This is a genomic window from Rathayibacter sp. YIM 133350, from assembly GCF_037404875.1.
GTDB lineage: Bacteria > Actinomycetota > Actinomycetes > Actinomycetales > Microbacteriaceae > Orlajensenia.
In genome coordinates, this window is the sequence record NZ_JBBELO010000039.1 from 30966 (window position 1) to 46171 (window position 15206).

Sequence of the window (15206 nt, forward strand, 5' to 3'; positions counted from 1 at the left end):
CCGCCGCCCCGATGAGACTCTAGTCTGCACACGTGTCCGAAACACGAGCGGCTGAACCCCCCGCAGAATTTGCTGCGGCCCTCGCCGCGGTGCGCCGGGCCCGCCATCGATCCGACCTCGTCGTGTCCGAGATCAGCGCCCCCGGCAGCCTCGCCCCGTACGCCGTCGCACTCTCGGCCGATGTTTCACCCTCGCGCCATGGCAGTGACTCCGACCTGGGAACCGGCCGCTTCGTGCTGCTGTACGACCCCGACGGCCAGGAGTCATGGGACGGCCGCTTCCGCGTGGTCTGCTTCGCGCAAGCGCCGCTCGAGACCGAGATCGGACTTGACCCCTTCCTCGCCGAGGTGGCGTGGTCGTGGCTCGTCGACGCGCTCGACACCCGGGGAGCGCGCTACACCGCGGCCTCCGGAACGGCGACCAAGATCCTCTCCTCGGGCTTCGGCGAACTCGCCCGCCAGGGCGACGGCGCCCAAATCGAATTGCGTGCGTCGTGGACACCACTCGATCCCGATGTCACGAGCCATGTCGAGGGATGGGGAGAGCTTCTCAGCATGCTTGCCGGACTTCCGCCGGCGGCCGACGGGGTGACCGCCCTGCGAACACGGCGAGCGCGCCCATGACGCAGCGTCACGTCATCGCCACCCGGGAGGAGTACCTCGCAGCCGTCGACCAGCTGAGGGAAGGCGAGGGTCCCATCGCCGTCGACGCCGAGCGTGCGAGCGGCTTCCGCTACTCCCAGCGGGCGTATCTCATCCAGCTGTTCCGTCGCGGTGCGGGCGTCTATCTCTTCGACCCGCCGGCTGTGGGTTCCTTCGAGGAGCTCCAGAACGCCATCCACGGCACGGAATGGGTTCTGCATGCCGCCAGTCAGGATCTGCCCTGCCTGCGCGAGGTCGGCTTGGACCCCGACGAGATCTTCGACACCGAGCTGGCCGCCCGCCTGCTGGGATTGCCGCGCGTGGGACTCGGCACCGTGGTCGAGGAGCTGCTCGGCATCCACCTCGCCAAGGAGCACTCCGCCGCCGACTGGTCCACGCGCCCGCTGCCCGCATCGTGGCTGGAATACGCCGCCCTCGACGTCGAGTTGCTCGTCGACCTGCGCGACCGCCTCGCGGAGATGCTCGCGGAGTCCGAAAAGCAGGCCATCGCGGCGCAGGAGTTCGAGGCCGTGCTGGCCAAGGAGGCCAAGGTCGTGCGGCCCGACCCCTGGCGACGCCTCTCGGGCATCCACGGCCTGCGCGGCCAGCGCTCGCTCGCCGTCGCCCGTGAGCTCTGGCTGGCACGGGATGCTCTGGCCCAAGAGCGCGACATCGCGCCGGGCCGGCTCGTGCCCGATTCCTCGCTGCTGGCGGCGGCACGCGCGATGCCGGCGAGCAAGCGCGCCCTCGCCGACCTGCGCGAGTTCACGGGCCGGGCCAGCCGCACGGAGCTCGACCGCTGGTGGAAGGCCATCGAGACCGGCCTGACGACCAAGGAGCTGCCGGTCGTCAAGGTGACCGGCGACACGCTGCCGCCCGCACGGGCGTGGGCCGACCGGAACCCCGAGGCCGACGCCCGCCTGAAGAAGGCGCGCACGGCGGTCGGCGACGTGGCCCAGGCCCTCAATCTTCCGCTGGAAAACCTGCTGACGCCCGAGCTGCTGCGGCGCGTGGCATGGACGCCCCCCGAGACGCCCGACGCGGCATCCATCGCCGACGAGCTCACTCGTCTCGGCGCACGGCCCTGGCAGATTGCGGCAACCTCACAGGTGATCGCCGATGCCTTTGTGGAAGCCCGCCAACCTGCCGCCGAGAGCGACGAAGGGGCTTCGTAGGTTCGCGCAAACGATTCCGATGCCACTGCGCCCCTGCCTAGGATTTCAGACGACCTGATCCATTAGTTGGAGGCGAAGTGGCCGAAAGAACAGATGTCGTGTTCGTCGACGGGGTACGCACCCCGTTCGGACGAGCAGGCGAAAAGGGCATGTACTGGAACACTCGGGCGGACGACCTCGTCGTCAAGGCCATCGTCGGCCTGCTCGAGCGCAATCCGCAGCTGCCCAAGGACCGCGTCGACGAGGTGGCCATCGCAGCGACGACGCAGCAGGGCGACCAGGGCCTCACGCTCGGCCGCACCGCTGCCCTGCTGGCCGGCCTGCCAACGACGGTTCCCGGCTTCGCCATCGATCGCATGTGTGCGGGCGCCATGACCGCCGTCACGACGACGGGATCGGGCATCGGCTTCGGCCAGTACGACGTCGTCATCGCCGGAGGCGTCGAGCACATGGGCCGTCACCCCATGGGAGCGGATGCCGACCCCAACCCGCGCTTCCTCACCGAGAAGCTGGTGGCCGCAGACGCGCTCAACATGGGCAACACGGCCGAGCGCCTGCACGACCGCTTCCCCGCGCTCACGAAGGAGCGCTCGGACGCCTTCGGCATGCGCAGCCAGCAGAAGCTCGCGGCCGCCTACGAGGCCGGCCACATCCAGCCCGATCTGGTTCCGGTGTCCTTGCGCACCGAGAGCGGCTGGGACCTCGCTGTGCAGGACGAGGGCATGCGCCCGCAGACCACCATGGAGGGCCTGGCCACCCTGAAGACCCCCTTCCGGCCCCACGGCCGCGTCACCGCCGGCAACGCCTCTCCCCTCACGGACGGCGCGACAGCGAGCATCCTCGCCAGCTCCGCCGCCGCGAAGGAGCTCGGTCTGCCCGTCAAGATGCGCATGGTGAGCTTCGGCTTCGCCGGCGTCGAGCCGGAGGTCATGGGCATCGGCCCTATCCCCTCGACCGAGAGGGCGCTGAAGCGTGCCGGTCTCTCGATCGACGACATCGGGGCGTTCGAGCTGAACGAGGCGTTCGCCGTTCAGGTGCTCAGCTTCCTCGACCACTTCGGCATCGATGACGAGGATCCGCGGGTCAACCCGTGGGGCGGCGCCATCGCCATCGGCCACCCGCTCGCCGCGAGCGGCGTGCGCCTCATGATCCAGCTGGCCCGCCAGTTCGAGCTGCACCCCGAGGTGCGCTACGGCCTGACCGCCATGTGCGTCGGCCTCGGACAGGGCGGATCCGTCATCTGGGAGAACCCCCACCACAAGAAGTACGGCAAGTAGGAGCCCCTCGATGACCGACTACTCCACGATCGACTTCTCCGATCTCGCCGCCCTCACCGACGACGAGGTGATCACGCACTCGTTCGTGCGCGACATCCCCCTCTCCGACGGCAAGACGCTCGCCCTCGTCACCCTCGACAACGGGCGCGACCACACCCGGCCCAGCACCTTCGGACCGGCCAGCCTGCTCGAGCTCGGCACGACCTACGACGAGCTCACGGCGCGTGCCGCCCGCGGAGAGATCCACGCCGTCGCGACGACGGGAAAGCCCTACATCCTCGCCGCCGGGGCCGACCTGAGCAAGGTCGCCGAGATCCCGAGCCGCGAGGTCGCCAAGAAGATGGCCCAGCTCGGCCACTTCGTGCTCGGCAAGCAGGCGCGCTTCGGCGTGCCCTCGTTCGTCTTCATCAACGGGCTCGCCCTCGGCGGCGGCCTCGAGCTGCCGCTGAACGCCGACTACCGCACGGTGGATGCGACCGCTCCCGCGCTCGCTCTGCCCGAGGTGTTCCTCGGACTCATTCCGGGTTGGGGCGGAACGTTCCTGCTGCCCAACCTCATCGGCATCGAGAACGCCCTCAAGGTCGTCATCGAGAACCCGTTGAAGCAGAACCGCACGCTGAAGGCGCAGGATGCGTTCGACCTCGGCATCGCGGACCGCATCTTCGGCTCGGTGAACTTCCTCGAGGACTCCATCCGCTTCGTGGACGGTGTGCTCTCGGGTCGCGAGAAGGTGGACCGCAAGAACACGCCGGGCAAGATCGAGCGGCTGGCCAAGTGGGACATCGCGATCCGCATCGCCCGCGACACCGTCGCGAGCCGCCTCGGCACCGTTCCCCGCTCCCCGTTCGTCGCGCTCGACCTGCTCAAGGCGGCCAAGAGCGGCGACAAGGAGGCGTGCTTCGCGCTCGAAGACGACGCTCTGGCCGACCTCATCGTGGGCGACCAGCTGCAGGCATCCATCTACGCGTTCAACCTCGTGCAGAAGCGCGCCAAGCGGCCCGCCGGAGCCCCCGACAAGGCCCTCGCCAAGAAGGTGACGAAGATCGGCGTGCTCGGCGCGGGCTACATGGCCAGCCAGTTCGCCCTGCTCTTCGTGCGCCGCCTTCAGGTGCCGGTGATCATCACCGACATCGACCAGGAGCGCGTCGACAAGGGTGTCGGATACATCGCCGAGGAGATCGGCAAGCTCGAGCAGAAGGGCCGCATCTCCTCCGACGAGGCGAACCGCCTGCGGGCGCTCGTGCACGGCACGACCGACAAGGCCGACTTCGCGGACTGCGACTGGGTCATCGAGGCGGTCTTCGAGGAGCTCGGCGTGAAGCAGGATGTGTTCGCCGAGGTCGAGAAGCACATCTCCCCCGAGGCCGTGCTCGCCACCAACACCTCCTCGCTCTCGGTCGAGCAGATCGGCGCCAAGCTCGCGCATCCGGAACGCCTCGTGGGATTCCACTTCTTCACCCCGGTCGCGGTCATGCCGCTCATCGAGGTCGTGAAGGCACCCCAGACCGACGAGGCGACGCTCTCGACGGCGATGGTCATCGCCGCGAAGCTGCGCAAGAACGCCGTGATCACGGCGGACACTCCCGGCTTCGTGGTCAACCGCATCCTCGCCAAGCTGCTCGGCGAGGCGATGCACGCCGTTGACAGCGGAACCTCGTTCCAGACCGTCGACAAGGCCATCGCACCGCTCGGCCTGCCCATGGCCCCCTCCGCGCTGCTGGACCTCGTCGGGCTGAAGGTGGGCGCGCACGTGCTCGACACGCACAACGCCGCCTTCCCCGACCGGTTCTACCGCAGCGAGAACCTGCACAAGCTCGCCGAGCACGGCAAGCTGCTCGAGAAGGATGCCAAGGGCAACGTGAAGGGCTTCGACAAGGGCGCCCTGAAGATCGTGTCCGGGGGCAAGAACCCCCTCAGCGAGGAGGAGATCCTCACGCGCCTGCAGGACGGCCTCGCCGACGAGATCCACCGGATGCTCGTGGACGACCACGTCGTCGGCGCGCCGGAGGACATCGACCTGTGCATGATCCTCGGTGCCGGCTTCCCGTTCCAGATGGGCGGCATCACGCCCTACCTCGACCGAGTCGGGGCGAGCGAGCGTGTCTTCGGCGACACCTTCCACCACCCCGCCATCCGCGGCGTGGAGGCCACGGTGGCGCAGGGCGCGTAGGGGCCCAGTACGAGGAACGGCCGGTCCCGCGCTGCGGGGCCGGCCGTTCGTCGTTGTGGCGCGTGAGTGGGAGAGCCCGGTCCCTGAGCCTGTCGAAGGGACCGGACCCGGCGCTGGGAACCACGCTTCGACAGGCTCAGCGAACAGCAACGTGAGCCGCCAGCGCAGGCCCGGTCCCCGAGCCTGTCGAAGGGACCAGACCCGGCGCTGGGAACGACGCTTCGACAGGCTCAGCGAACAGCATGGTGACGTGCCAGCGCTCGCCCGGGCCCTGAGCCTGTCGAAGGGACCGCACCCGCAGACCGATTCACCACGCTTCGACAAGCTCAGCGAACGTCACGGTGACGTGCCAGCGCTCGCCCGGTCCGTGAGCCTGTCGAAGGGACCGGACCCGACGCTGGGAACCACGCTTCGACAAGCTCAGCGAACAGCATGGTGACCTGCCAGCGCACGCCGGTCCCTGAGCCTGTCGAAGGGACCGGGGACGAGGCTGGGAGCTGCTTAGAACCGGGCTTCCTCCGCCGCCTGGAACCAGGGCGGGTAGACGGCGATCCGCGGCCTGTGGGCCGCGCTGGCCAGTTCGGTGCGAACCCGGTCGCGCACCTTGTCGTTGGCTACGCCGATGAGGCTCACGCGCGTGAACGGGAAAACGCCCGGCACGAGCACCTCGGCGTGCAGCAGCACGTCGGATTCCCCATCGCCCAGGATGCGGGCGAGCATGCCCCGCACGTCGGCCTCGGAACTCGCGAATCGGGTGAGGGCACCGGTGGCGTCGCCATCGGCCACGACGAGACCGCCGCGTTCCTCCTCGCCGCTGAGGTCGAGCGCGCTCGCGATCGTGCTCACGAGGATCACGAAGTCCGCTGGTGCCGACTCGGCAGCCGACCGGTGCAGGCGCGCGTCGTCGGCCCCCGACCGGATGCTCTCCCAGACGCTGGAACCGGGGCTCAGCGTGAAGGCCACGTGCTCTGCGACGCTCCGCGCCCGACCGGGAACGAGCGTCGAGCGCCGCGCCTGACTCGCCTCGGCGGAGAGGATGCTCTGCTCGCCCGCCTCGTCGGGAACGACGTCGCCCGTGATGATGCCGGCGAGGTTGTCGACGTGCACGGCGTGGTAGATACGGCGCTCGCCGATCGCCACTGCAGGCGTCTCCCCTCCCCCACGCGAACCCGACCTCGCGGCGCTGGGCTCACGAAGGGATACCGGCTTCTGCCGCACCGGCCTGGCCTTCTTCGCCGGCTCGACGACGACCGTCGCCGGCGGGAAGCATGCGGCACAGAAGCCGGGTTCGAAACCGTGGATGCACTCGTCGCTCAAAACACAAAACCTTCGTCACGATGGCACCCGCCCAGTCAGGGCGAACGCCCCGAAACCATCACTCCCTACGTTACGTTGCTTTCCTGAGTACGCCGGCCATCCGGCACCGGCCACGGAATACCGCACCCGGCGACGGATGCCGACGAGAGACCGCCCTGGACTACCGGTTCAGAGGGCTCATGTCGGCGTAGCGGTCACCTGCGGCAGCGGGCACGCCGTCGAGGCGGGCCAGCTGGTCTGCGGAGAGCTCGAGCGCATCCGCACCCACGTTCTCCTCGATGCGCTCGACGCGCTTGGTTCCGGGGATGGGCGCGATGTCCTCACCCTGCGCGAGCAGCCAGGCGAGGGCGACCTGGGCGGGCGTCGCCTCGAGCTCGGCCGCGACGGCCTCCACCGTCTCGACGATGCGCAGGTTCGCGTCGAGGTTCTCGCCCTCGAAGCGCGGGTTGCTGCGCCGGAAGTCGGCGTCATCGAGCTGGTCGAGTGAGCGGATGGCGCCCGTCAGGAAGCCCCGGCCGAGCGGCGAGTACGGAACGAAGCCGATGCCGAGCTCCCGTACGGTCGGCAGCACCTCGGCCTCGGGGTCGCGGCTCCACAGCGAGTACTCGGTCTGCACTGCCGTCACAGTATGCACAGCGTGAGCGCGGCGAATGGTGGCGGGTGCCGCCTCGGACAGCCCGTAGCCGAGGATCTTCCCCTCGGCGATCAGTTCGGCCAGCGCACCGACCGTCTCCTCGATGGGCGTCTCCGGATCCATCCGGTGCTGGTAGTACAGGTCGATATGGTCCGTGCCCAGGCGCTTCAGCGAGGCCTCCAGGGAGAACCGCACGTTCTCGGCGCTTCCGTCCACTGCCCGAGTGGCGCCATCACGGTGACGAACGACGCCGAACTTCGTCGCGATGACCACGTCGTCGCGGCGGTCGGCGAGGGCGCGCCCGACGAGTTCCTCATTCGTGTACGGGCCGTAGATCTCGGCGGTGTCGAAGAGCGTCACGCCGAGGTCAAAGGCCCGATGGATCGCGCGGACGGACTCCGCATCATCGGTGCCCGCCCCGCTGTAGAAGGCCGACATGCCCATGCAGCCGAGGCCGAGCCGGGAGACGTCGAGGGTTCCGAGGGTGATGTGCTTCATGAGATCGTGCTTCCTTCTGTGACTCGTTCGTTCGCGGTTGTTTCTCGTGCGATCGCGGTGGTGTGGTCGGCGTTCGCGGTGGGTGCCAGGCCTGTCTTGGCCGAGTAGATGGCGATCTTGGCGTCGATGGCCGCGAGGGAGCGTTCCATCTCGGCGAGCTGCGCGGCCACGGCGATCCGGTGCCTCAGCAGCAGTTCGAGCCGCTCCGGGTTGGTGGCATCGCCCCCGCGAACGAGCTCGACGTAGTCGCGAACGCGGGCGATGGGCATCGAGGTCGCGCGCAGCTTCGTGAGGAATTCGAGGAACGTGATGTCCTGGTCGTTGTAACGCCGATGCGTGGAGGAGGATCTGTCGATCGGCATGAGCATGAGCCCTGCGCGTTCGTAGTAGCGCAGGGTGTGCACGCTCAGTCCGGTTCGGCTGGCCGCCTCGGAGATCGAGTAGCCGTGCGCGATGGTGTCCATAGCGCCACCCTAGAACTTCGAGCGCACTCGAAGTCAAAGCATGCGTAGATCAAAGAGGGGCGAGCGCTTAGTTCTCGCTCGAGCGGGCGATGATCGGCGCCGACCCTGTGTCGCTCGAGACTCCGCGGGCGTGCGGGAGCTTGGAGCCGAGCACCATGCCCACCACGTCGTGCGCGATGTGCTGCGGGGTCATCCCGGTGCGCTCGAGGATGTCGGCACGATCGCCGTGCTCGAGGAACTCGTCGGGCAGGCCCACCTCGGTGACCGCGGTGTCGACGCCGGCCTCGCGCAGGTCCTGGCGGATGCGGGTGCCGATGCCACCCACGCGCACGCCGTCCTCGATGCAGACGACGATACGGTGCTCTGCCGCCATCTCGACCACGCTGGCGGGCACCGGCACGACCCAGCGCGGGTCGACGACGGTCGCGCCGATGCCCTGGGCCGCCAGCCGATCCGCCACCTGGAGGCCGGTGGCGGCCATCGGGCCGACGGTGACGATGAGCACGTCCTTCTCGGTGGACTCGCGCAGCACGTCGACGCCGTCATCCGTACGGCGCACCGCGTCGAGCTTCTCGCTTGCGTTGCCCTTCGGGAAGCGGAGCACCGTTGGGCCGTCGTCGACGGCCACGGCCTCTGCGAGCTCCTCTTGAAGCCGCGCGGCGTCGCGCGGCGCGGCGAGCCGGATGCCCGGGATGACCTGCAGGATGGCGAGGTCCCAGACACCGTGGTGACTGGGTCCGTCGGGACCGGTCACGCCGGCGCGGTCGAGCACGAACGTGACGCCGGCCTTGTGCAGGGCGACGTCCATGAGCACCTGGTCGAATGCGCGGTTCATGAACGTTGCGTACAACGCCACGACGGGATGCAGACCGCCGAAGGCCATGCCCGCCGCCGAGGTGGCGGCGTGCTGTTCGGCGATTCCCACGTCGATGACACGGGACGGGAAGCGCTCGGCCATCTTGTGCAGGCCCGTCGGGCGCAGCATGGCCGCCGTGATGCCGACGATTCGGTCGTTCTTCGCAGCGAGCTCGACGAGGGTGTCGCCGAAGACGGAGGTCCAGCTCGGGCCGCCACTGGATTGGATCGACTCGCCGGTCTCGGGATCGATCTGCCCGACCGCATGGAACTGGTCCGCGGCATCCCGCAGCGCCGGCTCGTAGCCGCGGCCCTTCTCGGTGATGGCATGCACGATCACCGGCGCCTCGTAGTGCTTGGCCTGCTCGAGGGCCTCGATGAGCGCCTCGACGTCGTGGCCGTGCACGGGGCCGATGTACTTGAGGTCGAGGTTGGAGTAGAGGGCCTCGTTGTTGGAGAACCGGGCGAGGAAGCCGTGCGTTCCCCCGCGCACGCCCCGATAGACGGCGCGTCCGGGAGCGCCCAGCTTGTCGAAGACGTTTCGGCTGGTGAGGTAGAGGTTCTTGTAGCTCCGGCGGGTACGCACGCCGTTGAGGAAGCGTGCCATGCCGCCGATCGTCGGTGCATAGGAGCGGCCGTTGTCGTTGACGATGATGACCAGGCGACGGTTGTTGTCGTCGGTGATGTTGTTCAGGGCCTCCCACGTCATGCCACCGGTGAGGGCGCCGTCGCCAACGACGGCGACGACGAAGCGCTCGTTCTGTCCGGTCATCGTGAAGGCGCGGGAGATGCCATCCGCCCACGAGAGCGAACTCGAGGCGTGCGAGGACTCCACGATGTCGTGCACCGACTCCGACCGCTGCGGATAGCCGGCGAGGCCGCCCGTCTGGCGCAGCGTGGAGAAGTCCTGACGGCCGGTGAGCAGCTTGTGCACGTACGACTGGTGCCCCGTGTCGAAGACGATGGCGTCGTTCGGGGAATCGAAGACGCGGTGCATCGCGATGGTCAGCTCGACGACGCCGAGGTTCGGACCCAGGTGACCGCCGGTCTTCGCCACATTCACCACGAGGTATTCGCGGATCTCCGCGGCGAGCTCTTCGAGCTGCTCCTTCGTGAGAGCGTCGAGGTCTCGGGGGCCCCGGATTCTCTCCAGAAGGGTCATCGAAACCGCCTTTCGTCGTGGCCCGCGGGATCGCCGGGGCCTCAATCGAGTCTACGCGTCCACAATGCGAGGCCGCCGGAAGACGAACTGCCCGCGCCACCGACGAAGCGGCGGCGCGGGCAGTCACCGGTGCGCGAGCTACGCGACGAGGCTCCGCAGCACGTACTGCAGGATGCCGCCATTGCGGTAGTAGTCGGCCTCACCCGGGGTGTCGATACGCACGACGGCGTCGAACTCGACCGCCTGCTTGCCGGCGGCGGAGTGCTCGCTCGGCTCGGCCACGACGTGAACCGTGCGGGGCGTGGTGCCCTCGTTGAGCTGCTCGATGCCGGTGATGCTGAACACCTCCGTACCGTCCAGGCCGAGGGAGTCCGCGGACTCGCCCGCCGGGAACTGCAGCGGCACGACGCCCATGCCGATGAGGTTCGAGCGGTGGATGCGCTCGAAGCTCTCGGTGATGACCGCCTTGACGCCGAGCAGGTTGGTGCCCTTGGCCGCCCAGTCACGGGAGGATCCGGAGCCGTACTCCTTGCCGCCCAGGATGACGAGCGGGGTGCCCTGCGCCTGGTAGTTCATGCTCGCGTCGTAGATGAACGACTGGGGGGCGCCATCCTGCGTGAAGTCGCGCGTGTAGCCGCCCTCGACCCCGTCGAGCAGCTGGTTGCGCAGCCGGATGTTCGCGAAGGTTCCGCGGATCATCACCTCGTGGTTGCCGCGGCGGGAGCCGTAGGAGTTGAAGTCCTTGCGGTCCACGCCGTTCTCGGTCAGGTACTGGCCGGCCGGGCTGTCGGCCTTGATCGATCCGGCCGGGCTGATGTGGTCGGTCGTGACCGAGTCGCCGAGCTTGGCCAGCACGCGGGCGCCGACGATGTCGGTGACCGGCGTGGTCTGCATGGTCATGCCCTCGAAGTACGGGGGCTTGCGCACGTAGGTCGACTTCTCATCCCACTCGAAGGTCGCACCGGTCGGCGTCGGAAGGGTCTTCCAGCGCTCGTCGCCCTCGAACACGCTGCCGTACTGCCGCGTGAACATCTCGGTGTTGATCGAGTTGTCGATCGTGGCCTGCACCTCGGATGCGGCGGGCCAGATGTCCTTGAGGAAGACGTCGTTGCCGTCGTGGTCGGTGCCGAGCGCGTCGGACTCGAAGTCGAAGTTCATCGAGCCGGCGAGCGAGTAGGCGATGACGAGGGGCGGGCTGGCGAGGTAGTTCATCTTCACGTCGGGGTTGATGCGCCCCTCGAAGTTGCGGTTGCCCGAGAGCACGGCCGTGACGGCGAGGTCGTTCTCCTGCACCGCGGCGGAGACCTCTTCGATGAGAGGCCCTGAGTTTCCGATGCAGGTCGTGCAGCCGTAGCCGACCGTGTAGAACCCCAGCTGCTCGAGGTCCTGAGTCAGACCGGCCTTCTCGTAGTACTCCGTGACGACCTTCGACCCGGGCGCGAGCGTGGTCTTGACCCACGGCTTTGCCTTGAGGCCCTTCTTCACCGCGTTGCGCGCGAGCAGGCCGGCGGCGAGCATGACCGACGGGTTCGACGTGTTCGTGCACGACGTGATCGCGGCGATCGTGACGGCTCCGTGGTCGAGCGTGTAGGCCGTGCCGTCGGAGAGCTCGACCTGGGTCGGCTTGGACGCGGTCACCGGCGCGTGCGAGGCGTGGGAGTGGAAGTGCGTGTTGTGCTCATCCTCGGGCGAGTTGCTGGGCGGGTCGGATGCCGGAAACGACTCGCTGACCTCTAGGTCGACGAGGTCGTGGTCGACCTCCGTGTAGTCGCTCAGGTCGTGCTCGAACCGCGACTTCGCCTCGGAGAGCACGATGCGGTCCTGCGGGCGCTTCGGGCCGGCGATCGAGGGAACGACGGACGCGAGGTCGAGCTCCATGTACTCGCTGAACACCGGCTCGCGCTCGGCGTCGTGCCACAGGTGCTGCAGCTTCGAGTAGGCCTCGACGAGGGCGACCTGCTCCTCGCTGCGACCGGTCAGGCGCAGGTAGTCGAGGGTGACGTCATCGATGGGGAACATCGCGGCGGTCGAGCCGAACTCGGGGCTCATGTTGCCGATGGTGGCGCGGTTGGCCAGCGGCACGGATGCGACGCCGGAGCCGTAGAACTCGACGAACTTGCCGACGACGCCGTGCTTGCGCAGCATGTCGGTGATCGTGAGCACCACATCCGTCGCGGTCACTCCCGCGGGGATGGAGCCGGAGAGCTTGAAGCCGACGACCTTGGGGATGAGCATGGAGACGGGCTGGCCGAGCATGGCCGCCTCGGCCTCGATGCCGCCGACGCCCCATCCGAGCACGCCGAGGCCGTTGACCATGGTCGTGTGCGAGTCGGTGCCGACGCAGGTGTCGGGATAGGCCCGCAGCACGCCGTCGACCTCGCGGGTGAAGGTGACCGTGGCCAAGTGCTCGATGTTCACCTGGTGCACGATGCCGGTTCCGGGCGGAACCACCTTGAAGTCGTCGAAGGCCGTCTGGCCCCACCGCAGGAACTGGTAGCGCTCGCCGTTGCGCTCGTACTCGATCTCGACGTTGCGCTCGAACGCGTCGGGCGTGCCGAACAGGTCGGCGATGACCGAGTGGTCGATGACCATCTCGGCCGGCGCGAGCGGGTTGATCTTGTTGGGGTCGCCGCCTAGTGCAGCGACCGCCTCGCGCATGGTCGCGAGGTCGACGATGCAGGGAACGCCGGTGAAGTCCTGCATGACCACACGCGCCGGGGTGTACTGGATCTCGGTGTTCGGCTCAGCCGCCGGGTCCCACGATCCGAGAGCGCGGATGTGCGCCTCGGTGATGTTGGCGCCATCCTCGGTGCGCAACAGGTTCTCCAGAAGCACCTTGAGGCTGAAGGGCAGCTTCTCGTACCCCTCGACGGAGTCGATGCGGAAGACCTCGTAGTCCTGCTCGCCGACCCGGAGGGAGTCCTTCGCCCCGAAACTATTCACTGCAGACACGTCGCGTCTCCTCTTTACTGGTGCACCCGGATTCCTCCGGCGGTCTCATCTTCGCAGCCACATCGTGCGCCCATCAGCAAGGCTAACCTAGCGTCCGGGCAGAAGGCAGAGCCTGTCACGACGGCGATATTTATCTCGATATCGAGATAACTCTAGCACCAGCCCGAGGCGGCGATCAGGCCGGATCGGCCACGTGTCGAGGGTAGACGGAGCGCGCGAGCAGCCACGTGACGATGAGCAGGAGGCCGTAGAGCGGCACGCCCATGATCAGGCGGGTGGCGCCGAGCGCCTCGACGTTCCCGGCCAGGTACAGCGGCAGCTGCACGAGCAGGCGCAGGGCGAACAGGCCCACCCAGCACAGGGTGATGATCTGCATGACGCGGCGCTTCGCGCGGTTGGAGCGCCACGCCGTCCCGTCCCCCATGAGGTACCCGATCGCGAGTCCGAGCAGCGGCCATCCGACGAACACGGAGATGAGCAGCGGCACGCCGAAGGCGGCGTCGATCCAGAACCCGGGAACGTAGTAGTCGCTCGCACGACCCGAGAGCAATGCGAGCACGGCGCACGCCGCGATGCCGAAGAGTCCGCTGAGCGCCTGGGTGACGCTCTGGTGCTGCGCGAGACGGATGCCGGCGAGCACGATGCCCACGACGACGGGAGCGATCACCGAGAGCACGAGATCGCGCGTGATCGTGTAGACGATGAGGAAGAGCAGTCCAGGCAGCACCGCCTCGATGATGCCGCGCACTCCCCCGATCGCGGCGAGCAGCGTGTTCGCCGTCAGCGGCTCGCCCTCAGCCACAGCGCCGAGGCCGGCCTTGCGCGCCGCGGCGGCGAAGCTCTCGCTGAACGTCGGGGATGCGGAGCCCGGGCCCGCCGGTTCCGCGTTCTCCGCGGGAGCGGACTCGGGCCGCTCGTCGTCGTTCGGCATGTTCAGCTGGTGGCGCCGCCGGCAGGTCCTGCCGGCATGCGCAGCGGGATGAGATCGCGCGGCGGCATCGGGGTCGAGCCCCGCACCACCACGATGGAACGGAACAGCTCCTCGACGGCCGCGGCGGCATCCGGGTTCACCGCGCCCTCGCCGGCGATGACGCCGCGCAGGAACCAGCGCGGGCCGTCGACGCCGATGAAGCGCGCGAGCCGGGTGGCTCCCGGAGTGGCCGTGTTGCTCGCGACGGGGATCTGCGCGAGGAGCTCCGGGCCCAACGGACCCTCCCGCAGCGTCGTCGATCCGCCCTGGCGTGCGATCTGATCGGCGATCTGCTCGCGGATCTCGTGCCAGAGCCCGCTCGAGCGGGGCGCGGCGAACGGCTGCACCTGCAGGGTGGAGCCGGCGTAGTCGAGCCCGATGGCCACGACGCGCTTGGACTCCTCTTCGATCTCCAAGCGCAGGTGCAGTCCCTCACGGGGAAGGATCTTCACGCCGCCCAGGTCGACGTAGGGGCGAACGGGGTTCGCCTCCGCCTCGTCGAGGGGGCCGTTCTCGGCTCGGTCCTCCGGCGCGGACTTGGGGAGGTCGCCGGGAACCTCTCCGATGGTCTCGATGTCGCTCACGCGATCTCTCCTGACTGCTGTGCGGCGCCGCCGTGGGCGGCGATGCCGGTCGAGCCGAAGCCGCCCTCACCGCGGTCACTTCCGGGCAGGCGCTCCACCTCGATGAAACGGGCGCGGGAGACCGGCATGATGATCAGCTGGGCGATGCGGTCTCCGACTGCGACAGAGTACGCCATGGTGCTGTCGGTGTTCAGCAACGCGACCTTGATCTCGCCGCGATAACCGGCATCCACTGTTCCCGGCGAGTTGACGATGGTGATGCCGTGCTTGGAGGCCAGTCCGCTGCGCGGAACCACGAAGGCGGCATAGCCGTCGGGCAGGGCGATCGCCACGCCGGTGCCGACCGTCGCCCGCTCTCCCGGAGCCAGGACGACGGCCTCTGCGGCGTGCAGGTCGGCTCCCGCATCGCCCGGGTGCGCGTACGTCGGCACGGTGCTCGCGGTGATCAGGACGTCGACGGATTCGGTCACGTGTCGAGGGTAGTGCAGAACTGGTGGTCGAATAGAG

At 68.5% G+C, this 15206-nt stretch carries 12 protein-coding genes; 4 read left to right on the plus strand and 8 right to left on the minus strand.

Features of this window, described 5'->3' with window-relative positions; translation table 11 throughout:
• Positions 1-32: 32 nt before the first annotated feature.
• The 4 genes from WDJ51_RS14565 to WDJ51_RS14580 all read left to right on the plus strand — a co-directional run bounded on the left by WDJ51_RS14565 (position 33) and on the right by WDJ51_RS14580 (position 5263).
• Positions 33-623: a DUF3000 domain-containing protein gene (locus tag WDJ51_RS14565; protein WP_337853193.1), complete on the plus strand. Its 591-nt coding sequence runs from the start codon at positions 33-35 to the stop codon at positions 621-623.
• Complete coding sequence (locus WDJ51_RS14570) at positions 620-1816, plus strand: ribonuclease D (protein ID WP_337853194.1); 1197 nt, start codon at positions 620-622, stop codon at positions 1814-1816. The genes WDJ51_RS14565 and WDJ51_RS14570 overlap by 4 nt, the downstream gene beginning before the upstream one ends.
• A gap of 77 nt (positions 1817-1893) precedes the next feature.
• Positions 1894-3093 carry a thiolase family protein gene (locus WDJ51_RS14575; protein ID WP_337853195.1) on the plus strand — a complete coding sequence of 400 codons (1200 nt, stop codon included), beginning with the start codon at positions 1894-1896 and terminating at the stop codon, positions 3091-3093.
• Between the two features lie 10 nt (positions 3094-3103).
• Positions 3104-5263 carry a 3-hydroxyacyl-CoA dehydrogenase NAD-binding domain-containing protein gene (locus tag WDJ51_RS14580; protein ID WP_337853196.1) on the plus strand — a complete coding sequence of 720 codons (2160 nt, stop codon included), beginning with the start codon at positions 3104-3106 and terminating at the stop codon, positions 5261-5263.
• Positions 5264-5764: 501 nt separating this feature from the next.
• On the opposite strand, the gene WDJ51_RS14585 is transcribed toward WDJ51_RS14580, so the two are convergent.
• The 8 genes from WDJ51_RS14585 to dut all read right to left on the minus strand — a co-directional run bounded on the left by WDJ51_RS14585 (position 5765) and on the right by dut (position 15169).
• Positions 5765-6580, minus strand: a complete 816-nt coding sequence (locus WDJ51_RS14585; RefSeq protein WP_337853197.1) for a DarT ssDNA thymidine ADP-ribosyltransferase family protein — start codon at positions 6578-6580, stop codon at positions 5765-5767.
• A 160-nt stretch (positions 6581-6740) separates the two neighbouring features.
• The gene (locus WDJ51_RS14590; protein ID WP_337853198.1) at positions 6741-7712 is read right to left on the minus strand and encodes an aldo/keto reductase; all 972 of its coding nucleotides are present in this window, start codon (positions 7710-7712) and stop codon (positions 6741-6743) included.
• A complete protein-coding gene (locus WDJ51_RS14595) occupies positions 7709-8176 on the minus strand; it encodes a MerR family transcriptional regulator (RefSeq protein ID WP_337853199.1) in 468 nt (155 codons plus the stop codon). Before WDJ51_RS14595 ends, WDJ51_RS14590 begins: the two co-directional genes overlap by 4 nt.
• A gap of 67 nt (positions 8177-8243) precedes the next feature.
• Entirely contained in the window at positions 8244-10193 is a 1950-nt protein-coding gene (gene dxs / locus WDJ51_RS14600) for a 1-deoxy-D-xylulose-5-phosphate synthase (RefSeq protein ID WP_337853200.1), read from the minus strand.
• A gap of 138 nt (positions 10194-10331) precedes the next feature.
• The gene (locus WDJ51_RS14605) at positions 10332-13145 is read right to left on the minus strand and encodes an aconitate hydratase (protein ID WP_337853201.1); all 2814 of its coding nucleotides are present in this window, start codon (positions 13143-13145) and stop codon (positions 10332-10334) included.
• Positions 13146-13320: 175 nt separating this feature from the next.
• Positions 13321-14076, minus strand: a complete 756-nt coding sequence (locus WDJ51_RS14610; RefSeq protein WP_337853202.1) for a DUF3159 domain-containing protein — start codon at positions 14074-14076, stop codon at positions 13321-13323.
• A gap of 2 nt (positions 14077-14078) precedes the next feature.
• Positions 14079-14699 carry a DUF3710 domain-containing protein gene (locus tag WDJ51_RS14615; RefSeq protein WP_337853203.1) on the minus strand — a complete coding sequence of 207 codons (621 nt, stop codon included), beginning with the start codon at positions 14697-14699 and terminating at the stop codon, positions 14079-14081.
• Entirely contained in the window at positions 14696-15169 is a 474-nt protein-coding gene (gene dut / locus WDJ51_RS14620; RefSeq protein ID WP_337853204.1) for a dUTP diphosphatase, read from the minus strand. Before dut ends, WDJ51_RS14615 begins: the two co-directional genes overlap by 4 nt.
• Positions 15170-15206: the final 37 nt, after the last annotated feature.

Bases quoted from the DNA above. Each gene is read 5' to 3' on its own strand.
- WDJ51_RS14570 (WP_337853194.1), top strand. From the start codon at position 620: ATGACGCAGCGTCACGTCATCGCCACCCGGGAGGAGTACCTCGCAGCC.
- WDJ51_RS14590 (WP_337853198.1), bottom strand. From the start codon at position 7,712: ATGAAGCACATCACCCTCGGAACCCTCGACGTCTCCCGGCTCGGCCTC.
- WDJ51_RS14610 (WP_337853202.1), bottom strand. From the start codon at position 14,076: ATGCCGAACGACGACGAGCGGCCCGAGTCCGCTCCCGCGGAGAACGCG.
- WDJ51_RS14595 (WP_337853199.1), bottom strand. From the start codon at position 8,176: ATGGACACCATCGCGCACGGCTACTCGATCTCCGAGGCGGCCAGCCGA.
- dxs (WP_337853200.1), bottom strand. From the start codon at position 10,193: ATGACCCTTCTGGAGAGAATCCGGGGCCCCCGAGACCTCGACGCTCTC.
- WDJ51_RS14580 (WP_337853196.1), top strand. From the start codon at position 3,104: ATGACCGACTACTCCACGATCGACTTCTCCGATCTCGCCGCCCTCACC.